Raw genomic sequence first — 21,677 nt, 5'->3', positions numbered from 1 at the left:
GTCAGCGCTTACGCAGCACCAGGACCAGATTCCAAGAAGCGATTTCGCGAAGGCCGGGAATCCGCACGATCCACATCGCCCAGCTCGGGTGGTACCGCGGGTACCCGGCCACGAAATCGGCGAGCGGCGTCGCCTTCGCCCAGCGGAGTGCGGCGCCGACCGAAACCGGGAACAGGCTTTCCCCGAATTTGTTCTTCGGCTGCTTCCCCAGTTTCCGGAAATAGCGCCGCCGGGCGTAGTGACCGCCGAAGAAATGCCACGGCGCGGTCTCGTGGCCGCCCCACGGCGAGTACCACGGCGTGAACGACGCGAAGACCGTGCCGCCGGGCTTGGTCACCCGGCACATCTCGTCGAGCATCACCCACGGCTCGCTGACGTGCTCCAGCACGTTCGACGAGTAGCAGACGTCGACGGAACCGCTGCGCACGGGCAGTTCCGTGCCGCTGGCGCGGATCATGTTCTCGCCGTACTCACCCCGCGCGGACAGCTCGCCGACGTCCGGGTCGAGGCCGAGGTAGACCGCGCCGGCCGCGCGGAACGCGTCGGAGAAGTACCCCGGCCCGCCGCCGACGTCGAGCACCGTTCGCCCGGACAGCGGAGTGTGCGCCGCCAATTGCCGGACCGAGTCGGCGGCCAACGCGGAATAGAAGCCGTCCGGGTCGGTCTGCTCGGTGAGGAACGTGCGGAACAGCGTGACGGAACGCCCCAGCGTGGCCTGATGAGGTCGGTCGATGACCGGATTACCTACCATTGAACCGTCGCTTTCCCGAATACGTTCCTCTACTGTGTACGCACCGGTAACCTAGCATCGTCGCTACAGTTTGGATAACCCGATGGAACGACCTCGTGTGCTCCTCGTCAACTGGCGCGACACCGGCCACCCCGAAGGCGGCGGGTCGGAGCGGTACGTCGAGCGGATGGCCGAAGGGCTCGCGAGAGCCGGGTACCGGGTCGAAATCCAGTGCGCCGCCTACGCCGGCGCGACCGACGGGGAATGGCGCGACGGCGTCCGCTACCGGCGGCGCGGCAACAAGTTCGGCGTCTACCTGCACGCGCTGCGCGCGATTCGTCGAGCCCGCGCCGACCTGGTGGTCGACGTGCAGAACGGGATGCCGTTCTTCGCCCGGCTGGTCGCCGGCTGTCCCGTGCTGGTGCTCGTGCACCACGTCCACAAGGAACAGTGGATCAGCGCGCTCGGCGAGACGCTGGGCCGGGTCGGCTGGTGGATCGAGTCGCGGCTGGCTCCGTGGCTGTTCCGCAAGTGCCGCTACGCGACGGTCTCCGAGGTCACCAAGGCGGAGCTGGCGGGGCTCGGGGTCGAGCGCGAGCGCGTCACCGTCGTGCCCAACGGCCTCGACGCGCCGCCGCCGTGCGCGTCCGAACGGGACGCTTCGCCGACGCTGGTCGCGGTGAGCAGGCTGGTGCCGCACAAGCGGATCGAGCACGCCATCGACGTCGTCGCGCGGCTAGCGCGGCGCTGGCCGGAGCTGCGGCTCGAGGTCGTCGGCCAGGGACCGTGGGACGAAGTGCTGCGGGCGCACGCGGCTTCGCGGGGCATCGCCGACCGCGTGGTCCTGCACGGCTGGGTCGACGAGCAGGCCAAGCACGAGATCCTCGCGCGGTCGTGGCTGCACCTGTGCCCGTCGGTCAAGGAGGGCTGGGGCATCGTCATCATGGAGGCCGCGGCGCACGGCGTGCCGTCGGTCGCCTACCGCGCCGCCGGCGGCGTGGCGGAGTCCATCGTGGAGGGTCGCACCGGGCTGCTGGCCGAGGACTTCGAGGACTTCACCGCCCAGGTCGACGGCCTGCTCGCCGACGGCCTGCGGCGCGCGGAAATGGGCCTGGCCGGCGCCGAACGGGCCGGGCGGTTCAGCTGGGACGCGAGCGTCGGGCAGTTCGAGTCGCTGGTGCGGGACGTCTCCGGCCGGCCGGCACCCCGGCCGCGGGTCCTGGATCAGGTGGCGCGCGGCTCGGCGCTGGCGTCCTGAACGGCGTCCCGGAACTCGTCCAGCAGCCGTCCGGCGGCGGCCGCGTCGAAGTCCTTGCGGCGGGCCCGCACGGTCAGCGTCGTGGTGCCGCCGGTGGTCGCCGCGCCGAACGCGACACCTGAGCGGCCGCTCGCCGCAGGGTAGAACGCCAGCGAGCGCACGGTGTCCCCGGTGGACACCACGCCGAGGTTGGACACCAGGAACGTCGAGCCGAGCCGGCTCGCCAGCACCCGGGTGCCCAGCCGGGCGAGCCTGCTGCTGCGGGCGGGGAAGTCCGGCTCCGGCGGCTGGTTCCCCAGCACCGCGGCGACATCGGCGCCGGGACGCAGCCGCAGCCGGAAGAACGCGCTGTCGTGCACCGGTTCCGGTGCGGCACCCGAGCGCCACGACGCGCCCAGCGCGGCCACCACGCGGGCGGTGCGGGCGCCGTGCGCGCGGTTCCAGGCTTCGGTGGCGCGGGCGGCGGCCGCGACGAACCCCGCGGCCCCCAAGCGCAGCCGCGGCTCGTGGCGGGCGGCGAAGACGTCTCCCGCGGCCTCGGTGCGCCGGTCGGGCGTGATCCGGCCCGGGGGCGCGAAAAGCGCCTCAGCGAGCCGCTGGACGGCCGAGAGGGCAAAGGGTTTGCCGCCGGTGCGTTCGCCGATCCCCTTCGCCCGCGAAGAAACCGGGACGTCGAGGAGGATGCCGAGCAGCGAGAGCAGCCCCAGGCCGTCGAGCGCGCCGTGGTGCGCCGCGACGAGCAGCGTGGACTCGCCGACGGCGACGCGCAGCAGCGGCGCGGTCCGTTCGTAGGGCGCCGAAGCGAACCGGTCGCGCGTGGCCGGCAGGTCGTCGGCCCGCTCGATCTCCGGCACGGCACCGAGGTGCGGGTACTGCTGGACGGCGGCCGCGAGCCGGGCCCGGAGCTTCTCCGGTTCGGGAGCGGCCGTGCCGAGGTCCGCTTCGAGGAGGATGCTCCAGGAAACGGTGGGGTCGCCGTAGAGCCCGACGACGCGGTGCGCGTGGTCGGAGGCGAGCCGGGTCACCGGGTCAGCGGTTCCCGTAGAGCTTGGTCGGGTGGTCGGCCGGGTTGTACTTCACCTGCGCGTTGAGCTTTTCCTGCACCTGGGCGGAACTGTCCGGGTCGCCGCCCGTGGTGAGGACGAACCCCGCTCCGGTCGCCAGACCGCCTCCGATGATGACGGCGGCGACCACGCCGATGATCGTGCCCACGTGTCACTCCTTCTGCGGCGGGGAACTCCTGCCGCGGCCCAATGTACGCATCGGTAACATGAGGCACAACAGTGCGACGCACAGCGACGCGAGCGCTACTCCGTTCGCCAGCAAGGCGGGCGTCCACGAGATCGCTTTCACCGCGGGCACACCCGGGGTCCGGTAGAGCGTCAGCCACTCACCCGACCACACCGGGGTCGCGTCGGCGAGCAACCGCGTGTCGACGTAGCCGGGAGTCCCGTGCTCGACGAGGATCCAGCCGATGCCCGCGTCGGTGAGTTCACGGGCGGACGTCGCCGCGCGGACGTCGCCGATGCGCGGGTCCTCCCCCGCGACGCGGTCCTGTCCCACTTGGAGCGTGTCGTCCATCAGCACGGGCTTCGGGAGGACGCGCGGTGCCGGGTCGAGCTGCGTGCGGTCGTCGTTCCAGGCGAACCCGCGGAACGCCGACAGCGGCAGCGTCAGCACGTCGCCGGGGCGGTCACCGAGCACTTCGGACACTGCCTGCCAGTCGGCCGGGTACTGCGCGGTGCCGAGCCGTCCCCAGCCGCCCCAGGCCAGGTCCGGCATGGTGAGCAGGGGGAAGACGGCCGCCGCCGTCACGAGCGCGACGCGGCCGCGCTCGGTCCTCAGCTTGGCCGCGGCGACCTCGATGGCCAGCGCGAAGCCCAGTGCGAGCGGCAACGCCCACCAGGCGACCCACTTCTGGGCGTCGCGCAGGAGCCCGGCGCCGGGCAGGTGCCGCGTGGCCGCGGTCAGCAGCGCGTCGCCGCCCGGCAGCGTCGCCAGCGACGCCAGGAGGACGCCCGCGACGCCCAGGCCGAACAGCGAGCGGGCCGGCGCCTTCCCCCACCGCCGGGTGAGCGGCGCGAGGCCGGCGACCGCGATGGCGACGACGATGAGCGTCAGCACCGGGATGAGCGGCAGGGACCGGCTGCCGGGAACCGTTTCGGCGTTCCAGATGCCGCCCAGGCCGAGCACGCTGAGCAGCGCGGGCCCCCAGCTTTCGGCGCGGGCGCTGAACGCCGTGACGCCCGCCGGGTCCGAGTAGGTGCCGCCGGCGTGGAGGAACGTCGGGACCAGCCACGGCAGGTTGAGCACGACGGCGATGGCGATCGTCTGCCAGAGGCGGCGGGAACCGGCGGCGACGGCCATGACGACGGCGGCGAGCACGCCACCCGGCGGGGTCAGGACGGCCGGGGCGCACGCGAGCACCAGCTTCGGCAGGGCGTTCGGCTCGTGCTCGCGCGTCTTGAGTCCCGCGTCGACGATCCAGGGCAGGCAGGCATACGTCAGCAGCAGCGGCCAGTGGCCGATGAACAGCCGTTCCGCGACGTACGGCGACCACGCGTACGCGGTCGCGGCGACGAGCCGCGTGCCCAGGTGCTCGGTCGGGACCAGCCGGCCGGCGCCCAGCGCGGCCCCGAAAACGGCCAGCAGCAGGACGAGCTTCTGGACGATGTCGCCGGGCAGCACGGTGGTCACGAGCGCGACGGCGGCGTCGGCCGGGACGGACCGCGGCAGCGTGTCCCCGATCCCGAAGGCGTCCGGCACGAAGTACTGCCGGGGCGCGAACACCATGTCGTAGGACAGGACGAACCCGCGGCCCAGCAAGGGTGCGCAGACGGCGAACGCCAGGAGGGCCGACACGACCGGGAGCGCGAACCGCCTGCTCGGTGCGTCCACTGCCCTTCCTTTCCGCTGTCCGCGCGATTAGGGTCCCTGGAAATTACCCGCCGGTAATGGGAGCCCGCCGTTGAGCGTAGACACCGAAGTGCCGGCCCGGACCGGCAACCGGGTCGCGGCGATCCTCGTCTCGCTCGCGCTCGCGGGCAACAACGCCGGCAGCTACGTGCTGAGCCTCGCGGCCGCGCGGATCCTCGCGCCCGGGGCGTTCGGGGAGCTGAGCTCGCTGCTGGCGGTGCTGGTGATCGGCGTCGTCCCGGCGATGGGGCTGCAGACGGTCGTCGCACTGCGGGTCGCGCGCTCGCCGTCGCTGGCGCGGGGTTCGCTGTTCGCCCTGGGGCTGGTGACGAGCGCGATCGTCGCGACGGCGGCGTTGACGCTCAGCCCGTTGCTGGTGCTCCTGCTGCACCTGGGGTCGCTGACACCGGCGCTGCTGGTGACGGCCGCGCTCGGGCCGTTGACGCTGCTGGGGGTCTTCCACGGGATGCTGCAGGGCGGCCACCGGTTCGCCACGCTGGCCGGGCTGATCGCCCTGGAGGGAGCGGGCAAGGTCGGCGGGTCCCTGGTCGGCCTGGTCGTCTCGGGCTCTCCCACGGGGGCGCTGGCGGGGACGGCGCTCGGGTCGCTGGCGGTGGTGGTCGCGGGCTGGTGGGTCTGCGGCCGTCCGCGTCCCCGCTGGGCCGACCGCCACGGCGCGGAAGTACTCCATACGGCGCAGGCGATGCTGGCGCTGGTGCTGCTGGTGAACCTGGACCTGGTGCTGGCGCGGCACACGCTGCCGTCGTCGTCCGCCGGGGAATACGCGCTGGGGGCGATCGTCACGAAGATCGCGTACTGGCTGCCGCAGGCGGTGGGAGTGCTGGTGCTGCCCCGGTTCGCCGCGTCGGCCGGCCGGCGCCGGGTGCTGCCGGTGGCGTTGGCGGTGTGCGCGTTCCTGGACGCCTTCGTGCTGCTGGCTTCGGTGGTGCTGGGGCCGTCGCTGCTGTCGCTGATCGGCGGGGCGAAGTACGCGGGGAGCACGATGCCGGTGTGGCCGTTCGCGCTGGCCGGGTCGATGCTGGCGCTGGTCCAGATCCTGCTGTACGCGCGCCTGGCCGACGGCGATCGCCGCGTCGCGGTGCTGATGTGGGCCGCGGTGGGGGTGGAGGCGCTCCTGATCACGACGTGGCTGCACGCGTCGGCGACCCAGGTGGTGACGGTCGCGGCTTGCTGCGCGGGCGGCCTGGCGGTGGCGGGCTTCGTCCTCGAACTCCGAGCCCGCCGAGTAGTCGGTCGCCGGGACGTCGTGAGTGAGAAACAGGGTTAGAACACAGTTTCCCACTCACGACCGCCGCGGCAGACTCAGGTGGCCGGGTCCTTGCGGGTGAACCAGTCCACGCACGTCGCCACCATCGCGGCCGCCGCCAGGAGCAGGGCCGCCTGGGTCACCGGGCCGTACGCCCACTCCTGGCCGTGGCCCAGGACGCGGCCGGTCACCGACACCACCGCCGCCACGGCCATGCCGCCGAACGCCAGGTACCGCGGGGCCCGGTCCCAGAACTGGCGCGCCAGCAGGCACGCGATCAGCAGCACCACCGGCAGCATCCCGCCCAGCGCCACCAGCAGCACGATCAGCGCCACCGGCACCGGCGAACCCCCGGGCACCACCCGGAACGACCGCCGCCGGGCCGGCCAGAAGACCCCGGCGAGCATCAGCAGCACCGCGAACGCGCCGATCAGCAGCGCCGTCCGGTACGCCGAGTCCGGGGTGAACGCGAGCGACACCACCCCGCCCGCGCCGGCCGGGACGATCCACGCCTGCTGCCAGCCGTCGACCCGGGTGCGGGCCAGCTCGCGACCGTCCAAAGTGGCCACCCAGCCCGCGTTCGCGTTCTCCGGGACGGCCAGCACCGCCTCGTCGCCCGGCGCCACCTTCACCGACCGCGACGCCGCGTCCCACTTCTCCACCTGCACCGCGCGGTGCACGACCGGAGCCGCCGGCACCGAAGGACGCAGCCACAGGTCCTGGACGACGAACGCGTCCGACCGGTCCGTCCGCAGCTCGTGCCCGCCGGACGGCAGCGAGATGCCGCCCTCCGAGTCCCGGCACATCGTCAACGCCAGCGGCCGGTGGGCGGTGATGTCGGCCAGCGTCCCCCGCACCGACGTCCGGTAGTCGAGCCCGTCGAGGTGGACGTTCGGCCCCGACCCGCACGGCACCGTGAACGCCGGGTCCGGCCCGGGCAGCAGCCCGTCGGTGCCGGACAGCTCCAGGCTGCCGATCCCGACCACCGCGCGCGCGGCGGGGTCGTCGTCGTCCCCGGGCAGCACGATCTGCAGCTGGTCGGTGTCGAGGGGTTCGAAGGACGCCGACCCGCTCGCGTCGAGCTCGACCGTGCGCGAGCTCGCGCGCCCCACCAGTTGCACCTGCCGCGGCGCGCGAGCCCCGCTCGAGGGCGAAACCCCGATGTGCAGCCCGGAAATCCGCTTCGGGCCGGTCCAGCCGAGGGTGAGCGCCGGACGCAGGTCGGTGGCGTCGGGCCGCCACGTCGTGCCCGGGTCGCCGTCCACCGCCGCGAAGCCGCCCGCGGCCGGGTCGCCAGCCAGCTGCGACGTCGACGCCACCGTGACCCCCGGCAGCTGCACCGGGTTCTTGCCGCCGCCGGCGGGCAGCACCGAGCCGCCGACGAGGAACGTCTGCTCGGCCGGGGTGCTGAACAGGCGCCGGATGCCGTCGGGCTCCTCGCCGTCACGAGCGGCGGACGCGTCGCACCGCACCGCACCGCCGTCGGGCAGGCACGCGTACCGCGGCTGCGCGCCGCGCGTGAACGCGAACCCCGGCGCCGGGCCGGCGGGCAGGTCGGCCGGGACTTCCAGCGCGCGCTGCGGCTCGGTGCCGGGGATCTTCAGGTCCGCGATGCCGACGTTCCCGTCCTGCCGCCCGACCACCAGCGACAGCAGCGTGATCCGCACCTTGCGGGTGACCCCGGCGGCGACGCTGTAGTTGTGCGACCCCGCACCGCGGATCACCTGCTGGTCGACCGAGCCGTTGTCGGTGGTGATCCGGATCCGGGTCGGCGGCCAGCCGACGCGGAGGTCGTCCACCATCTGCAGGTCCACCGAGTTCACCAGCCGCGGGGTGTCCAGCTCCACCTCGAGCCACTGCCCGACCGGCCCGGTGAACGACGACGAGTGCCACGCCGTGCGCGGGTCGCCGTCGATCGCCGCGAACGGCTGGTGCCCCGGGTCGGACCCGCCGAACGCGTCGGCGAACGACGCGGCCGTCGACGCCGTCACCGCGCGGATGCCCCGGTAGGCGGCGACGGTCTGGTGCTCCTCGCCCGGGAACGGCAGGACATCACCGGCCGCACGCTGCTGGCGGAACGCCTCCCCGGCGGTCAAGGTCTGGCTGAGGTTGTCCCGCACGCCGCCGACGTTCCGTTCGGCGCGGCGCAGGCCGTCGGTCACCAGCCGCGGCCCGCCGGGCGAGCCGCCGTCGCCGGTCAGCACGGTCGGCACCGCCGGGTCGAGCTGGCCGGAGCCGATCAGCGGGAGCAGGTTCTCCGGGCCGCCGCTCACCGTCGGGACGTCCTTTGTGGACGTCGCCGTGGCGAGCGGTACCGGCTGCCGCACCTCGTAGATCTCGAGCGGCCCGAACGCCGCCGCCTTGGCGATGCCGGGCGAGCCGGCCAGCCCGGCCCGCAGCGTCGCGATCGGCGGAGCGGTGTTCCGGTCCCGGTCGATGTCGTTGCGCAGCAGCAGGAACCGGTACCCGGACCGCGCGAGCACCGCGGCGAGCCCGGGATCGCCGCGGCCGTCGGCGAGCGCCGCGTCGACGGAGTCCATCAGCCGGGTGTTGCCCTCGGACCCCAGCGGGACCTGGTTGCGGACCGCCCACGGGCTCTTCGCGATCGCCTGCGCGGGCTCGTCGACCGTGCGGCCCCAGTCGTACTCGCCGAAACCGGTGGCCGGCAGCAGCAGCGTCCGCGCGTTCGGATCGGCCTTGGCGACGTAGCCCATCGCGTCGTACCAGTACCCGGGCACCTCGTCCCAGCCCGGCCCGGACCGCAGGTTCAGCAGCCACGCGGGCGCGGCCATCACCAGCACGAGCAGGAGCCCGAGCGCGGGACGCAGGAACCGGCGCGCGGACTTCACCCGGACCGGGCTGGAGATGCCGTGCACGAACGCCAGCATCAGCGGCAGCCGCAGCACCGGCTCGAACTTGTGGACGTTGCGCAGGGGCGCGAGCGGCCCGTCGAGCAGGTGCCGGACCTGCTCGGCCAGCGGGCTGTCGAGCGTGCCGACGTACCCGATGGTCAGCAGCGTCAGGCCGGTGAGGACGCCCAGCACCAGGAACCGGCGCTCGGGCAGGCCGCGCCGGGTCAGCCCGAGCAGGCCGACGCCGGCGACGAGCCCGGTCGCCAGCATCAGCACGGGGTTGTCGATCAGCGACCAGCCGCCGGGCCACCACGGCGTGCCCTGCACGACGTAGGCGACCCACTGGTTGGTCCCGCGCAGCACCTCGAACAGCGACATGGGCGCGGTCGTGTTCGTCGCGGACTCGATGTAGTCCAGGAACGGCAGGCTGTACTCGCCGAGCAGCAACAGCGGCAGGATCCACCACAGCGTCGCGCCGACGACGAAGACGAACCACCACAGGACCAGCTCGACGTGGTGGCGGGTCCACTTGCGGGTCAGCAGCCACAGTCCCGGCAGGACGAGCGCCATCACGACCATCGCGCCGTTGACCCCGCCCATGCACAGGACGGCGACCGCGGAGAGCCCCGCGGCGCGCCGCGGGGAGCCGATCGTGCCGGCCCGGACCAGCGGCACCAGCACCCACGGCAGCAGCACCGCGGGCAGCATCTCCGCGGACAGACCACCGATTTCGGTCAGCATGCGCGGCGCGAGCGCGTACCCGAGCGCGCCGATCAGCCGCGTGCGCTCGGTGCCGAGCTTCATCGCCCGCGCCAGCAGCAGGGCGCCGCCGAACGCGGCCGAGAGCAGGACCGCGCCCCACAGCCGCTGCGCGACCCACGCCGGCATCCCGACGGCCTGGCACAGCGCGAAGAACGGGCCCATCGGGAAGAGGTAGCCGTACGCCTGGTTCTGCAGCTCCCCCGCCGTGGCTTGCGGGTTCCACAGGTGCAGCGCGCGGCCGAGGAACGCGAGCGGGTCGACGGCGAGGTCGAGCTTGGTGTCGAACGTCGTCTTCCCCGGCATCTGCAGGAACGACAACGTGGTCAGCGCCAGCACGATCCACGTGCTGGGCCGCCGGAAGAACGCGCCCGCCGAGAACTTCCGGGCGCCGCCGGAGGGCGGGGCGTCGTCCCGGGACCGTTCGCGGGTGGCGGTTACCATCCGGTAGATACTAGGCGGAAACCTGGCTACGATGTGCCGACGATTTTCCCGGGTCCCCCGAACTCCAGGCAGGTGCGCCATTCCGGACGAACTCGTGGCGGACGGCTTCGCCGACGCGTGGGCTCTCGCCGAGCCCGTCAAGGGCTGGATGACGCGCGCGCAGGGCGAAGCGCTGTGGCAGGCCGCCCGGCGGCTCGAAAAAGGTGACGTCGTCCTGGAAATCGGCAGCCACCAGGGCAGATCCACGATCGTCCTCGGCGCGGCGGCCCGCACGGTCGGCGCCACGGTGATCGCCGTCGACCCCTTCGTGGACGGCAGGCTGTTCGGCGGATCACCGACGCGGCAGCTGTTCGAGCGCAACATCCGCCAGGCCGGGCTGGACGACGTCGTCGAGCTCGTCGCCGGTTACAGCACGGAACTGCGGCCTCACTGGGACCGGCCCATACAGCTGCTTTACATCGACGGCAAGCACGACTACTGGACCTACACCGACGACCTGCGCTGGTCCGCGCACCTGCCGCCGGACGCGGAAATCCTGGTCCACGACTGCTTTTCCTCGATCGGCGTCACGCTCGGCACGATCGCGAAGGTCCTCTTCGGACGCCGGTACACCTATGTGGACCGGGCGACGTCGCTGGCGCGGTTCAAGCTCACGCCACCGTCCACGGCGGACCGCGTGCGCGTGCTGGCGCAGCTGCCGTGGTTCCTGCGCAACGTCGGGATCAAGGTGCTGCTGCGCCTGCGGCTGCGGCCGGTGGCCCGGCTCCTCGGCCACGACAGCCCGTACGACCCCTACTGACGTCGTGAGTGAGAAACAGGGTTAGAACACTGTTTCTCACTCACGACGTCTGCGGCGTCCCGACCTCGACCCGCGCGACGCACACCGGCGCGCCCGGGCTCGACAGCTGCACGCCGATGTGGTCGAAGAGGCCGTCCACCGGCAGGTACAGCGAATGCAGCCCGGCCTGGAACCACACCGGCGTCCGGTCGACCAGGCCTTCGCCGCCGTCGGAGGTGAAGTAGTCGATCTTCAGCAGGTGCCGGCCCAGCACCGGTGCGTCGAGCGGGACGCGCACCTGCGTCTCGCCGACCGTGTACCCGCAGTTCGGCACCGGTCCCGGCACGCCACGGGATTCCGCCGCCACCCCGGTGATCAGGTGGGGCGTGCCGGTGGCGTCGAGCTGGTGCATCCGGTTCGTCGGCTGGTCGAAGTGTGTGCCGGGCACCAGGCCGGCCACCCGGGACGCCTGCGAGTCCGCGCCGAACCACTCGTGGACCACATCGGACGGCACGAACGTGTCGTAGAAGACCAGATCCGGGTCCTCCGCGACGGCCGCCCGGACGTTTCCGAGGTACTGCGCGGAATGCTCGAACCGCAACGCCGGCGCCAGCCGGGAAAACCCCACCGCCGAACTGACGAGCAAAAGCACGCACGCGGTTAGCGCGATCGGCCGCTCACGCTTTCCACCGGACGGCGCAACTTCGCCAGGGGTCAGGAAAGCGAACGCTCCACAAAGGGCGGCCACGAACGCGAGTTCGGCGAGGTACCGCGGGTCGTCCCCGGCGGCCGGGCCGACTTCGCGCAACCGCGTCAGCGCCAGCAGCCCGACGTCCAGCGCGAGCAGCAGCCCGAACAGTGCCCACGCCCGCCAAGCCCGGCGGCCGCCCACACGCACGCCCGCGAACAGCAGCGCCAGTGCCGCGGCGAACAGCAGGACCACGACCGCGAACGGCGACGGCGCCCAGGTCGCGCCCGGTCCGGGCCCGGACCACGGCCCGCCGGCGAGCCCGGGCAGCAAGGTGTCGCCGAGCATCCGGCCGGTCAGGTCGGCGACGGTCCCGGCGGTCATCGGCGGGCCGCCGGAGGCGACCTGGCTCGACGTCAGCGCGAGGTAGCCCACGACGAACGCGACGAGCAGCGCCGCGTGCCCCGCCCAGTAGCGCCACCGCTCCCGGAAGGACTGTCCGAGCAGGACGGTCACCCCGGCCAGCAGCACCGGGACCACCACGGCCTTCTCGTAGAACGCGAGGCCGAACAGCGTCCACGCGAACGAGCCGATCCACCACCGGCCGCCTTCGCGCAGGTAGCGGACGTGCCAGTACAGCGCCCCGGTGGCGGCGAGCACCACCGGGACGATCTGGATGCCGTACGCCCACCACAGCGTCGGGACCAGCAGCAGCGTCGAGGCCGTGAACACGGTGAACGGCACCAGGATCGCCCAGCGACGGCCGAAGCAGCGCACCAGGAGACACCAGAACAGCACCGTCGCGGCGGCCCGCATCAGCAGCAGCGGCAGCACCATGAGCGGGAAGTTCAGCGGCGCCCACCACGTCAGCACGGCCACGACGAAGAACCCGCCGGGCGTGAGGTGCCCGTGGTAGTCCTGGAAGAGGAAGCCGAGGTCGAACGGCCCGGCCACGGCGGCCCGGTAGGTCATGACGAAGTCGTCCTGCGCGAGGTTGCCGTGCAGCGCCGCCCAGGCGTGGAACGCGAAGGGCACCACCCCGGCGACGAACGCGGCGAGCACCAGCGCGGACGGTCTTCGGATCACCCGTGGCGCGGGCTTTTCGGTCTCCACCAACACGGGTGCCCTCACTTCTTGCAGGCCGGCGGCTGGCACATCAGCGTGCTCAGCGCCTGGTAGAAGACGTCGGAGATCTTGCGCGGGTCCGGCGTGGTGAACGATTCGCCGCCGGTCGCCGCCGAAACCTGTTTCAGCTCGCTCGCGTCGATGTCGGGGCCGATGCCGATCCCGATCACCGGCAACGGTTTCCGCGGGTCCTGCAGCCGGGCCAGCTCGCTGAGCAGGCCCGGCAGCCCGACGGAGTCGCTGTCCTCGTTGCGGCCGTCGGTCATCACGACGACGACGTTGATCCGGCCGAGCTGCCAGTTCTGGCGGGCGTTCTGGTACGCGGCGAGGATCGAGTCGTACAGCCCGGTCGCGCCGCCCGCCTTCGGCTTGACCGCCTGCAGCGTCTGCACCCCGCCGCCCGCGAGCTGCTGCTGGATGGTCCGCATCGGCAGCAGTTCCTTGTAGTCCTTGTCGCCGTCGAGCTTGGTGGAGAACAGCCACAGGCCGATTTCCGTGGTGGGCTTGAACAGCCCGAGGCCCTGCGTCGCGGCTTCCAGCGTGAGCGCCATCCGGCTCCGGCCGGTGCCGGGGACGGTGGCGGCCATCGAACCGGACACGTCGAGCAGCACCTGGACGCGGGCGCTGAGGTTCGCCCCGGCCCACGCCTGCAGCACGCCGTACATCGCGTCCGGCGCGGGCGGCCCGGCCGGGCGCGGCGCGGCGTTCGTGCGGGTGTCCCGGGGCCGGTCGCCGAGCAGCTGCCCGGCCGGCGTCCGGAACCCGGCGTCGGCGAAGCTCTTCGTCGCGGTCTGGTCGAGCAGCAGCCGCAGGAACCGCTCGGCCGCCGAGCGCGAAGCCTCCGACGCGCGCGGCAGCACGACGTACGGGTAGTCGAAGCTCGGCACGCCGGCCGCCGGGTACGCGGCGACGAGCTTGCGCGCCAGCACGGACTGCTCCGACGCCGGCGACGCCGTGAACGGCTCCTTCACCGCGGACAGCTTGCGGATCTCCTCGGTGAACGCGGCGGCGGGGTCGGGCGCGTCCTTCGTCAGCTGCTGCAGGCCGATGAGCGCGGCGATCCCGGCCGGGTCGCGGCTCGGGTCGGGCAGCCCGACCGGGCTTCCCGCGAGGACGTCCGACCAGGACGGTGACTTCCCCGGCCAGCCGGCCTGTTTCGCGACGTCGTCGGTCAGTGCCAGCACGACCGGCGAGCTCGCCACCGACTGACCGGACTCGGGCAGGTTCCACGCGCCGCCGTCGCGGGCCTGCAGCAGCCAGGTGCTCGACTCCGGCACCCAGACGTCGGGGCCGTTCGCGCCGTTGGCTTCCAGCGCCGCCGCGGTGGCCGTCGACGCGGACGCCGTGACCTCGACGGTGTAGCAGTCCGGCGCCGGCACGGACCGGGCCAGCGCGGTCAGCACCGGCGCGACGTCCGGCGCCGCGGTGATGTGGACCGGCGTCGTGGTGTCGCAGCCACCGGCGGCGAGGCGGTCGCGCAGGTAGTCGACGCCGAACCAGGCGAGCAGGGCGACCACGAGCAGCACGCTCAGGACGACGACCCGCGCGTCGAAGCGCCGGGCCCGCGCCGGGTGTGCCGCCATGCACGTACCTTCCGTCGTGAAGTCCTGGCAGCTTGCCAGCCGGGTGAGCGGGAAGCCAGAGCCGATAGCGGAAAGTCACCATCGCCGCGTGATCCCGAGGTGAAGGAATTGCGCGGTGCGGCCGCCTCGGTGACCGTACGAAACTGCGTAACATTGTCGCTTGACGCCCGTCCCACATGGGTAACAGCACGATGGCGGATCGCGGAGACGATTTCGCCGTCCCCGAAACGGCGAACGGCACCGAACGGAGACGTAACCCGTGCGCACGATGTACGACGCGGTCACGGCCGCGAACATCCCCGCCGGCGCGCAGATGGTCGCGGGATACATCGACAAGATCCAGCTCGAACCCTGGTCGGCCGCCGACTGGGCGCGCTTCCCGAACGCGGTCAAGGTCACGATCGTCAAGAAGGCATCGACCAACGACGGTCACGTCCTGGACGTCGAACCCGGCGACGCCAGCCCGGGCGAGGCACCGGGCTGGGTCCGGATGCGCCGGGCGGCCGGCGCGGACCCCACGATCTACTGCAACCTCTCGACCTGGCCCACGGTGCGCTCGGCGTTCTCGTCGGCCGGCGTCGCCGAGCCGCATTACTGGATAGCGCACTACAACGGCGATCCCGCCATCCCGGACGGCGCGATCGCCAAGCAGTACCGCGGGGACGTCGCCCCGGGCTACGACGTCTCGTCCGTCGCCGACTACTGGCCCGGTGTGGACGGAAACGGGTCCGCCTCGACTGGAGTGGAGATCATGGAGCGCATCACCGTCACCCCGCCCAACGCCAACCAGAACACCGTGCGGGTGTTCCTGTCCGGCAGCCCCGGCGCGGCGATCGTCATCCGGCCGCGGCTCGGCGGTGACGGCTTCTCGAAGCCGATGTGGGTCGGCGACATCTTCGCCTGGGGCAACGACCACCAGGGCGTCGGCCACAACCCGACGCAGGTGGCGGGCTACAACAACAAGCTGACCTCGCACCGGCGCTACGACCTGCCGGGCGCGGTCTGGGCCGACATCAACTACAGCGCGGCCGACCCGTTCGAGCTCGACATCGTCGGATAGCACGGGGTCCGGGGCCGCCCCGCGTGTCGGCGGCCCCGGATTCCCGGCCGTGGCAGGATCGCGGCATGGAACGCGTGCTCGGCATCGGTGGGTACTTCATCCGCGCGGCGGACCCGGCGGCCCTGGGTGCCTGGTACCGGGACTGCCTCGGCCTCGACGCCGGCTCGGCCGAAGTGTGGCAGCAAGAGGCCGGGCCCACGGTCTTCGCGCCGTTCGAGGCCGCGACCGACTACTTCGGCGCCCGGTCGCAGCAGACCATGCTCAACTTCCGGGTCCGCGACCTCGACGCGATGCTCGCGCAGCTTCGCGAGAACGGCGCCGAAGTGGCCGAGGAGACCCAGGACATGAACGGCATCGGCCGGTTCGGCTGGGTCACCGATCCCGAAGGCAACCGCATAGAGCTGTGGCAGCCGTCCTGACCGTGCCCGGCCACGAGCGGATGCCGTGCCACCTCGAGACCGAGCGGCTGATCCTGCGGCCGTGGACCGAATCCGACGCCGGCGCGCTCGGCGCCCTGCACGCCGAACGCGGCAACGGGACACCGGAGGTCGAGGACATCCGGGCCCTCATCGCGAAGCAGCTCGCCGCGACGGCGAAGACCGGAATCGCCCTGCTGCCGATCCGGCGCCGGGACGAAGGCGACTTCATCGGCTACTGCGGCTTGATCATCGGCCGTTCCACCCTCGAGGAGCCCGAGATCGCGTACGAACTGTTCCGGCGCGCGCACGGGCGCGGCTACGCCACGGAGGCCGCCGAAGCGGTGCTCGGCGCCGCGAAAGCGACCGGGCGGCAACGGCTCTGGTCGACCGTCGGCGCCGGGAACACCCCGTCGCTCCGCGTCCTCGAAAAGCTCGGGTTCGAGCGGGATCACGTTTCCACCGAGGACAACGGTGAAGTGGTCTGGCTCACGCGCTCGCTGCTATGACGCGGGCGGGAGTGCGCGGCACAGCGCGTCGATCGCCGCCGGGTACGCGTGTTCCGGCGGCGTCGCGTAGCCGACCACCAGTCCGTCCATTGTGGACATCGTGCTGCCCGGGTGCCGGAACGCCGCCAGGCCGTCCAGCGCCAGCCCTTGCCACGCGGCGGCTTTCAGCGCGGACCGCTCGGAGCCGGGCGGCAGCCGCAGCACCGCGTGCAGCCCCGCGGCGATGCCGGTCGGCACCACGTGCGGTGCCCGTTCGGCCAGCGCCTCGACGAGGAGATCGCGGCGGCGGCGGTACCGTTGCCGCATCCGCCGGATGTGCTTGTCGTACGCCCCCGATCCCAGGAACTCGGCCAGGGTGAGCTGGTCCAGCACCCCCGCCCACGCCTCGCGCTCCCCCTTCACCGCCAGCACGGCGTCGACGAGGTGCTCCGGCAGCACCAGCCAGCCGAGCCGCAGCGCCGGGGAAAGGCTCTTGCTCACCGAACCGGCGTAGACGACGTGCTCGGGGGCGAGACCCTGGACCGCGCCGACGGGCTTGCGGTCGTAGCGGAACTCGCCGTCGTAGTCGTCCTCGATGAGCACGCCGCCGGTCGTGCGGACGTGGTCGGCCACCGCCGTGCGGCTGTCGTGGTGCAACGGACCGCCGGTCGGAAACTGGTGCGCGGGCGTCAGCAGCACCGCCGGCGCGTCCAGCTCCTCGATGCGGGCGCCTTTTTCGTCCAGGGCAAGGGGAATCGTCTCGACGCCGGCCGCGGCGAGGATCGAGCGGTGGAACGCGAGGCCGTACGCCTCGACGGCGAGCGGGCCGCGCAGCACCGCCGGGAACAGCAGCCGCAACGCGTGCGCGAAGCCCGAGCACACGACGATCCGCTCCGGTGACGTCCGCACGCCGCGGGCTCGCGCGAGGTAGCCGGCCAGTGCTTCCCGCAGTTCGCGCCGTCCCCGCGGGTCGCCGGGCCCGAAGGCGTCGTGCGGGGCGACGCTCAGCGCTCGGCGCGCGGCGGTGAGCCATTCCGGACGCGGGAACGACGTCGCGTCCGGCTGGCCCTGCCGCAGGTTGTGCCGCGGCACCGGAGGACCCGGCGCGTTCTTCGGCGCCCGGGTGGCCGGGAGCGGTTCGGCCCGCGCGGCGACGCGGGTGCCCGAGCCCTGGACGGCGGTCAGCCAGCCCTCGGCGACCAGCTCGGCGTACGCGTCGGCGACGGTGTTGCGCGCCAGCCCGAGGTCGGCGGCCAGCGACCGGTAGGGCGGGAGCCGGGTGCCCGGGGCGAGGCGTCCGGCGCGGACGGCGTCGCGCAGCGCGGTGATGAGCGCGGCCCGTTTGCCGCCGGTGCCCGCCAGCTCGAGGTGCAGGTCGGCGCCGAGCCGCTCCCCCAGATTGACCCATGATTCCGGCACGGAAATGCACCCTACACGGAGGTCAACCGGGCCCTAGATTTCTGGTCATGACGAACTCCCGCCTCAACTTCGCCAAGTCCGCTCCGAAGGCCTTCAAGGCCCTGATCGGCTTCGACGCCGCCGCCCGCGCCGGCCTGGACCCCGCGCTGGTCGAGCTGGTCCAGATCCGCGCGTCGCAGCTCAACCGCTGCGCCTACTGCCTGCACATGCACACCTCCGACGCCCGCAAGGCCGGCGAGAGCGAGGAGCGGCTGCACATGGTCGCCGTGTGGCACGAGGCCGGTCACTTCTTCAGCGAAAAGGAACAGGCCGCGCTGGCCCTCACCGAAGCGGTGACCCTCATCTCCGGCGGCGTCCCCGACGACGTCTACGCCCGGGCCGCCGGCCAGTTCGCGGAAGACGAACTGGCGCAGCTGCTCGCGCTGATCTTCACCATCAACACGTGGAACCGCATCGCCATCACGACGGCGAAGGTGCCCGGCACGGACGAGCGGGTGGCCCGGTGACCCGCCGCCCGGGCGCGGTGCTGGCACTGCTGGCGTTCGCGCAGCTGATCATCTCCCTCGACTACAACATCGTGTACGTGGCACTGCCGGACATCGGCCGCGAACTCGGCTTCTCCGCCCAGAGCCTGCAGTGGGTGGTGAGCGCGTACGCCGTGGCGTTCGGCGGGTTCCTCCTGCTGGGCGGCCGGGCGTGCGACCTGTTCGGCCCGCGCCGGGTGTTCGCCGCCGGGTGCGCGCTCTACGCCGGGTCTTCGCTGGTGGGCGGGTTGGCCGGGGACCCCGGCCTGCTCGTCGGCGCCCGGGCCGGGCAGGGCCTGGGCGGGGCGCTGCTCTTCCCCGCGACGCTGACACTGGTCGGCACGCTGTTCGCGGCCGGCCGCGACCGCAACCGCGCGTTCGCGGTGTGGGGTACCGCGGGCGGCAGCGGGATGATCCTCGGTTCGCTGCTCGGCGGCGTGCTGACGCAGGTGTCCGGCTGGGCGGCGGTGTTCTTCGTGAACGTCCCGTTGGCCGCGGCGGCCGCGGTGCTGGCCTTCGCGCTCTTGCCCGGCGACCCCGCCCGGGAGCCCGGCCGCCGGTTCGACCTCGGCGGCGCGCTGACCGCGACGCTGGGGACGACGTCGGTGGTGTTCGCGCTGGTCGAAGGCCCCGAGCTGGGCTGGACGTCGGTGGTGGTCCCGGCTTCCGCCGGCTTCGCGCTGCTGGCCGCGTTCGCGGTGATCGAGCGCCGCAGCCGCGACCCGCTGTTGCCGTTGCGGCTCCTGCGGGAGCGCAACCTCGGCACCGGGGTTGTCGTGACGTTCCTCTACATGGGCACGTTCGGGACGCTGCTGTACTTCCTCACCGCGTACTTCCAGGGCGTGCACGGCTACGGCGCGCTGGCGACCGGGCTGGCGTTCGGCGTCCCGATGGTCGCGATCGCGGCGGGTTCGCAGGCGGCCGGCCGGCTGGCCACCCGCTACGGCACGCGTCCGACGCTGGTGGTTTCCTTGCTCGCCGGCGGAGCTGGGGCGGCATTGCTGGGGCTGTCGATGACCGCGGAGGCGTCGTACCTCGCGGTGGTCCCCGCACTGGTGGTGCTCGGGCTGGGCCAGGGAGCGGGCTACACGCTGATGTTCGGTGCGGCGGCCGCCGGGATTCCGGTGACGGCGCAGGGAATCGCGTCCGGAGTGGCGTCGACGGCCCAGCAGGTCGGCGGAACGGTCGGGCTGGCGGTGTTCGTGGCCGTGGCCAACGCGGGAACGTCCGAAGTGGACGGTCTGCGCACGGCGGTGCTGCTGGCCGCGGCGGGCATCGCGATGACCGCGCTGGCGGCGCTGCGGTTCCGCGGCTCCCGGCCGGGGGTGGCGATCCCGGCCTGAGCAGCCCCCGTTTTCCACGCTGGCCGAGGGCACCGACACGATCCGGTGTCGTTCGGCCGCGGAAGAGCCACCATCCCCCGCGATGGTGGCTCTTCCGCGTGGTTTCAGTCCGCGAGAGCCAGCAGGTCTTCCGGCTCCAGGACCGGCTCCTCCGCCTCCCGCTTCCGGGCCACCAGGCCGCTGATCGCGATCAGCAACCCCAGCACCGCGATGCCGGTGACCACGCTCAGCGCCGGCGTCAGGCCGGTGAGCAGGGCTGCCGGGGAGGCCTCACGGCCGCCGTTGGCGGTCAGGACCGCCGTCACCACCGCGAGCCCGATCGCGCCGCCGACCTGGAGGGACGTGTTCAGCAAGCCGCCCGCCAGCCCCTGCTCGCTGTCCGAAATCCCGGCCGTGGCCTGGATGTTGAGCGAGGAGAACGCCAGCGTGAAGCCGATGCCGAGCAGGATCATGCTGGGCAGCACGAACGCCGCGTACCCCGAGTGCTCGTCCACCCGCAGGAACAGCGCGTAACCCAGCACGTGCGCGACGACGCCCGCGAAGATCGTGCGCGGCGTGCCGACGCGGTCGATCAGCGGCTCGATGCGCGGCGAGCCGAACGCCACGATCAGCGCCGCCGGCAGGAAGCCGAGCGCGGTCTGCAGCGCCGACCAGCCGAGCACCCGCTGCAGGTACAGCATCACGACGAACTGGAACCCGATGTACGCGCCGAAGAACAGCGCGCCGCCGAGGTTCGCCCTCGCGAGCGGTCCCGAGCGAAGAATTCCCAGGCGCAGCAACGGGTGGCTGCTGCGCTTCTCGATGACCACGAACGTCACCAGCAACGCGAGCGCGACGGCGAACGTGATCAGCGTGCGCGGCGCGGCCCAGCCGATCTCGGGTGCCTCGACGACGCCGAACACCAGCAGCAGCGAGCCGGCGGCGCCGGTGATGGCGCCCGGGAAGTCGTAGCCGCGGCCCTCTTCCTTCGCGTAGCTCGGAATCAGCTTCCACGCGGCGACCAGGGCGACCAGCGCGATCGGCGCGGGCAGCAGGAACGTCCAGCGCCAGCCGACCTCGGTCAGCAGGCCGGAGAACACGAGCCCGGCGGAGTAGCCGCTCGCCCCGAACACGGCGAAGATGCTGATCGCCTTGTTGCGGGCCGGGCCTTCCTGGAACGTCGTGGTGATGATGGACAGGGCGGCCGGGGCGGTGAACGCGGCGGCCAGGCCCTTGATGAAGCGGCTCGCGATGAGCAGCGCGCCGTCGTCGACGAGGCCGCCGAGCAGCGAGGCCAGCGCGAACACGGCGACGGCGACCAGGAACACGCGACGCCGGCCGAGCAGGTCGGCGGTGCGCCCGCCGAGCAGCAGCAGGCCGCCGTAGCCCAGGACGTAGCCGCTGACGACCCATTGCAGCGCGTTGGTGGACAGGCCGAGGTCGGCCTGGATGGCGGGGAGCGCGACCCCGACCATCGACACGTCGAGCGCGTCGAGGCCGATGACGATCGAAACGGTGAGCAGGACACCCCAGAGACGTGCGTCCCACCGGGTCGAGGTGGTGGACAAGGACACGGAAGAGCTCATGTCGGCGACAGTACATGCACGCGCATCTAATGTCTAAGCATTTAATGTATTTGCATCTGATGTCCGTGCATGCTAGGTTGGTCGCCGTGAGCGACGTCGCTGAGCAGGGTCTGGTCCAGGAGTGGCACGAGTTGCTGGCCCGCTACTCGGCCGTGTTCACCACGCTCGAGTGCCGCCTGCAGGAGCGCCACGGGATCGGCGCGAACGAGTTCGAAGCCCTGGAACGGCTCGCGACCTGCGACTTCAAGTGCCGCTCGGCCGACCTCACCGGCGCCATCCACCTCAGCCAGAGCGCCACTTCCCGGCTGGTCGCCCGCCTCGAGAAGGAAGGCCTGGTCGAGCGCGCGCTGTGCGAGGTCGACCGGCGCGGCATCTTCGTGACCCTCACCGACGCCGGCCGCGAGCGCTACCTCGCGGCGAAGCGGACGCACCGCGAGGTGCTCAACGAGACCCTGCGCTGAC

18 protein-coding genes are annotated in these 21,677 nt (G+C 72.6%); 9 read left to right on the top strand and 9 right to left on the bottom strand.

What is annotated here, in order from left to right:
- Position 1 precedes the first annotated feature (1 nt).
- Positions 2–751, bottom strand: coding sequence for a class I SAM-dependent methyltransferase (locus AA23TX_RS05635; RefSeq protein ID WP_155541514.1), 750 nt, complete (start codon positions 749–751; stop codon positions 2–4).
- An 82-nt stretch (positions 752–833) separates the two neighbouring features.
- Here AA23TX_RS05635 and AA23TX_RS05630 point away from each other — a divergent pair, with 82 nt between their 5' ends.
- The gene (locus AA23TX_RS05630) at positions 834–1,988 is read left to right on the top strand and encodes a glycosyltransferase family 4 protein (protein ID WP_230862355.1); all 1,155 of its coding nucleotides are present in this window, start codon (positions 834–836) and stop codon (positions 1,986–1,988) included.
- Here AA23TX_RS05630 and AA23TX_RS05625 read toward each other — a convergent pair.
- The 3 genes from AA23TX_RS05625 to AA23TX_RS05615 are packed head-to-tail and all read right to left on the bottom strand — an operon-like array spanning position 1,955 to position 4,886.
- A complete protein-coding gene (locus tag AA23TX_RS05625; RefSeq protein ID WP_155541513.1) occupies positions 1,955–3,013 on the bottom strand; it encodes a hypothetical protein in 1,059 nt (352 codons plus the stop codon). The genes AA23TX_RS05630 and AA23TX_RS05625 overlap by 34 nt on opposite strands.
- A 4-nt stretch (positions 3,014–3,017) precedes the next feature.
- Positions 3,018–3,200, bottom strand: coding sequence for a hypothetical protein (locus AA23TX_RS05620; RefSeq protein ID WP_155541512.1), 183 nt, complete (start codon positions 3,198–3,200; stop codon positions 3,018–3,020).
- Between the two features lie 3 nt (positions 3,201–3,203).
- On the bottom strand, positions 3,204–4,886 hold the full coding sequence (locus AA23TX_RS05615) for an MmpA family trehalose lipid delivery protein (RefSeq protein WP_155541511.1): 1,683 nt from the start codon (positions 4,884–4,886) through the stop codon (positions 3,204–3,206).
- Between the two features lie 70 nt (positions 4,887–4,956).
- Here AA23TX_RS05615 and AA23TX_RS05610 point away from each other — a divergent pair, with 70 nt between their 5' ends.
- Entirely contained in the window at positions 4,957–6,192 is a 1,236-nt protein-coding gene (locus AA23TX_RS05610) for a lipopolysaccharide biosynthesis protein (RefSeq protein WP_155541510.1), read from the top strand.
- 35 nt (positions 6,193–6,227) lie between these two features.
- On the opposite strand, the gene AA23TX_RS05605 is transcribed toward AA23TX_RS05610, so the two are convergent.
- Complete coding sequence (locus tag AA23TX_RS05605; protein ID WP_155541509.1) at positions 6,228–10,226, bottom strand: alpha-(1->3)-arabinofuranosyltransferase; 3,999 nt, start codon at positions 10,224–10,226, stop codon at positions 6,228–6,230.
- 94 nt (positions 10,227–10,320) lie between these two features.
- On the opposite strand from AA23TX_RS05605, the gene AA23TX_RS05600 reads away from it, so the two are divergent.
- On the top strand, positions 10,321–11,025 hold the full coding sequence (locus AA23TX_RS05600) for a class I SAM-dependent methyltransferase (RefSeq protein ID WP_230862354.1): 705 nt from the start codon (positions 10,321–10,323) through the stop codon (positions 11,023–11,025).
- 40 nt (positions 11,026–11,065) lie between these two features.
- On the opposite strand, the gene AA23TX_RS05595 is transcribed toward AA23TX_RS05600, so the two are convergent.
- A complete protein-coding gene (locus AA23TX_RS05595; RefSeq protein WP_155544272.1) occupies positions 11,066–12,808 on the bottom strand; it encodes a glycosyltransferase family protein in 1,743 nt (580 codons plus the stop codon).
- Between the two features lie 11 nt (positions 12,809–12,819).
- A complete protein-coding gene (locus AA23TX_RS05590; RefSeq protein ID WP_155541508.1) occupies positions 12,820–14,400 on the bottom strand; it encodes a substrate-binding domain-containing protein in 1,581 nt (526 codons plus the stop codon).
- A 259-nt stretch (positions 14,401–14,659) separates the two neighbouring features.
- On the opposite strand from AA23TX_RS05590, the gene AA23TX_RS05585 reads away from it, so the two are divergent.
- The 3 genes from AA23TX_RS05585 to AA23TX_RS05575 all read left to right on the top strand — a co-directional run bounded on the left by AA23TX_RS05585 (position 14,660) and on the right by AA23TX_RS05575 (position 16,385).
- Entirely contained in the window at positions 14,660–15,460 is an 801-nt protein-coding gene (locus tag AA23TX_RS05585; protein WP_155541507.1) for a glycoside hydrolase family 25 domain-containing protein, read from the top strand.
- A gap of 65 nt (positions 15,461–15,525) precedes the next feature.
- Complete coding sequence (locus tag AA23TX_RS05580; RefSeq protein WP_155541506.1) at positions 15,526–15,879, top strand: VOC family protein; 354 nt, start codon at positions 15,526–15,528, stop codon at positions 15,877–15,879.
- Positions 15,864–16,385: a GNAT family N-acetyltransferase gene (locus AA23TX_RS05575; RefSeq protein WP_230862353.1), complete on the top strand. Its 522-nt coding sequence runs from the start codon at positions 15,864–15,866 to the stop codon at positions 16,383–16,385. Before AA23TX_RS05580 ends, AA23TX_RS05575 begins: the two co-directional genes overlap by 16 nt.
- Here AA23TX_RS05575 and pdxR read toward each other — a convergent pair.
- Positions 16,380–17,783: a MocR-like pyridoxine biosynthesis transcription factor PdxR gene (pdxR, locus tag AA23TX_RS05570; RefSeq protein ID WP_155541505.1), complete on the bottom strand. Its 1,404-nt coding sequence runs from the start codon at positions 17,781–17,783 to the stop codon at positions 16,380–16,382. The genes AA23TX_RS05575 and pdxR overlap by 6 nt on opposite strands.
- Before the next feature lie 47 nt (positions 17,784–17,830).
- On the opposite strand from pdxR, the gene AA23TX_RS05565 reads away from it, so the two are divergent.
- Together AA23TX_RS05565 and AA23TX_RS05560 are read left to right on the top strand one after the other, a co-directional pair.
- On the top strand, positions 17,831–18,289 hold the full coding sequence (locus AA23TX_RS05565) for a carboxymuconolactone decarboxylase family protein (RefSeq protein WP_155541504.1): 459 nt from the start codon (positions 17,831–17,833) through the stop codon (positions 18,287–18,289).
- Positions 18,286–19,650, top strand: a complete 1,365-nt coding sequence (locus tag AA23TX_RS05560; RefSeq protein WP_155541503.1) for an MFS transporter — start codon at positions 18,286–18,288, stop codon at positions 19,648–19,650. The genes AA23TX_RS05565 and AA23TX_RS05560 overlap by 4 nt, the downstream gene beginning before the upstream one ends.
- 104 nt (positions 19,651–19,754) lie before the next feature.
- Here the strand turns inward: AA23TX_RS05560 and AA23TX_RS05555 are convergent, their stop codons facing one another.
- Complete coding sequence (locus AA23TX_RS05555; protein WP_155541502.1) at positions 19,755–21,215, bottom strand: MFS transporter; 1,461 nt, start codon at positions 21,213–21,215, stop codon at positions 19,755–19,757.
- 86 nt (positions 21,216–21,301) lie between these two features.
- On the opposite strand from AA23TX_RS05555, the gene AA23TX_RS05550 reads away from it, so the two are divergent.
- Positions 21,302–21,676, top strand: coding sequence for a MarR family winged helix-turn-helix transcriptional regulator (locus AA23TX_RS05550; RefSeq protein ID WP_155541501.1), 375 nt, complete (start codon positions 21,302–21,304; stop codon positions 21,674–21,676).
- The last annotated feature ends 1 nt before the right edge of the window (position 21,677 follow it).

The organism is Amycolatopsis camponoti (assembly GCF_902497555.1).
GTDB classification, from domain to species: Bacteria; Actinomycetota; Actinomycetes; order Mycobacteriales; family Pseudonocardiaceae; genus Amycolatopsis; species Amycolatopsis camponoti.
Note: the sequence above shows the minus strand (reverse complement) of the source record. Positions and strands in the feature narration are given on the sequence as shown.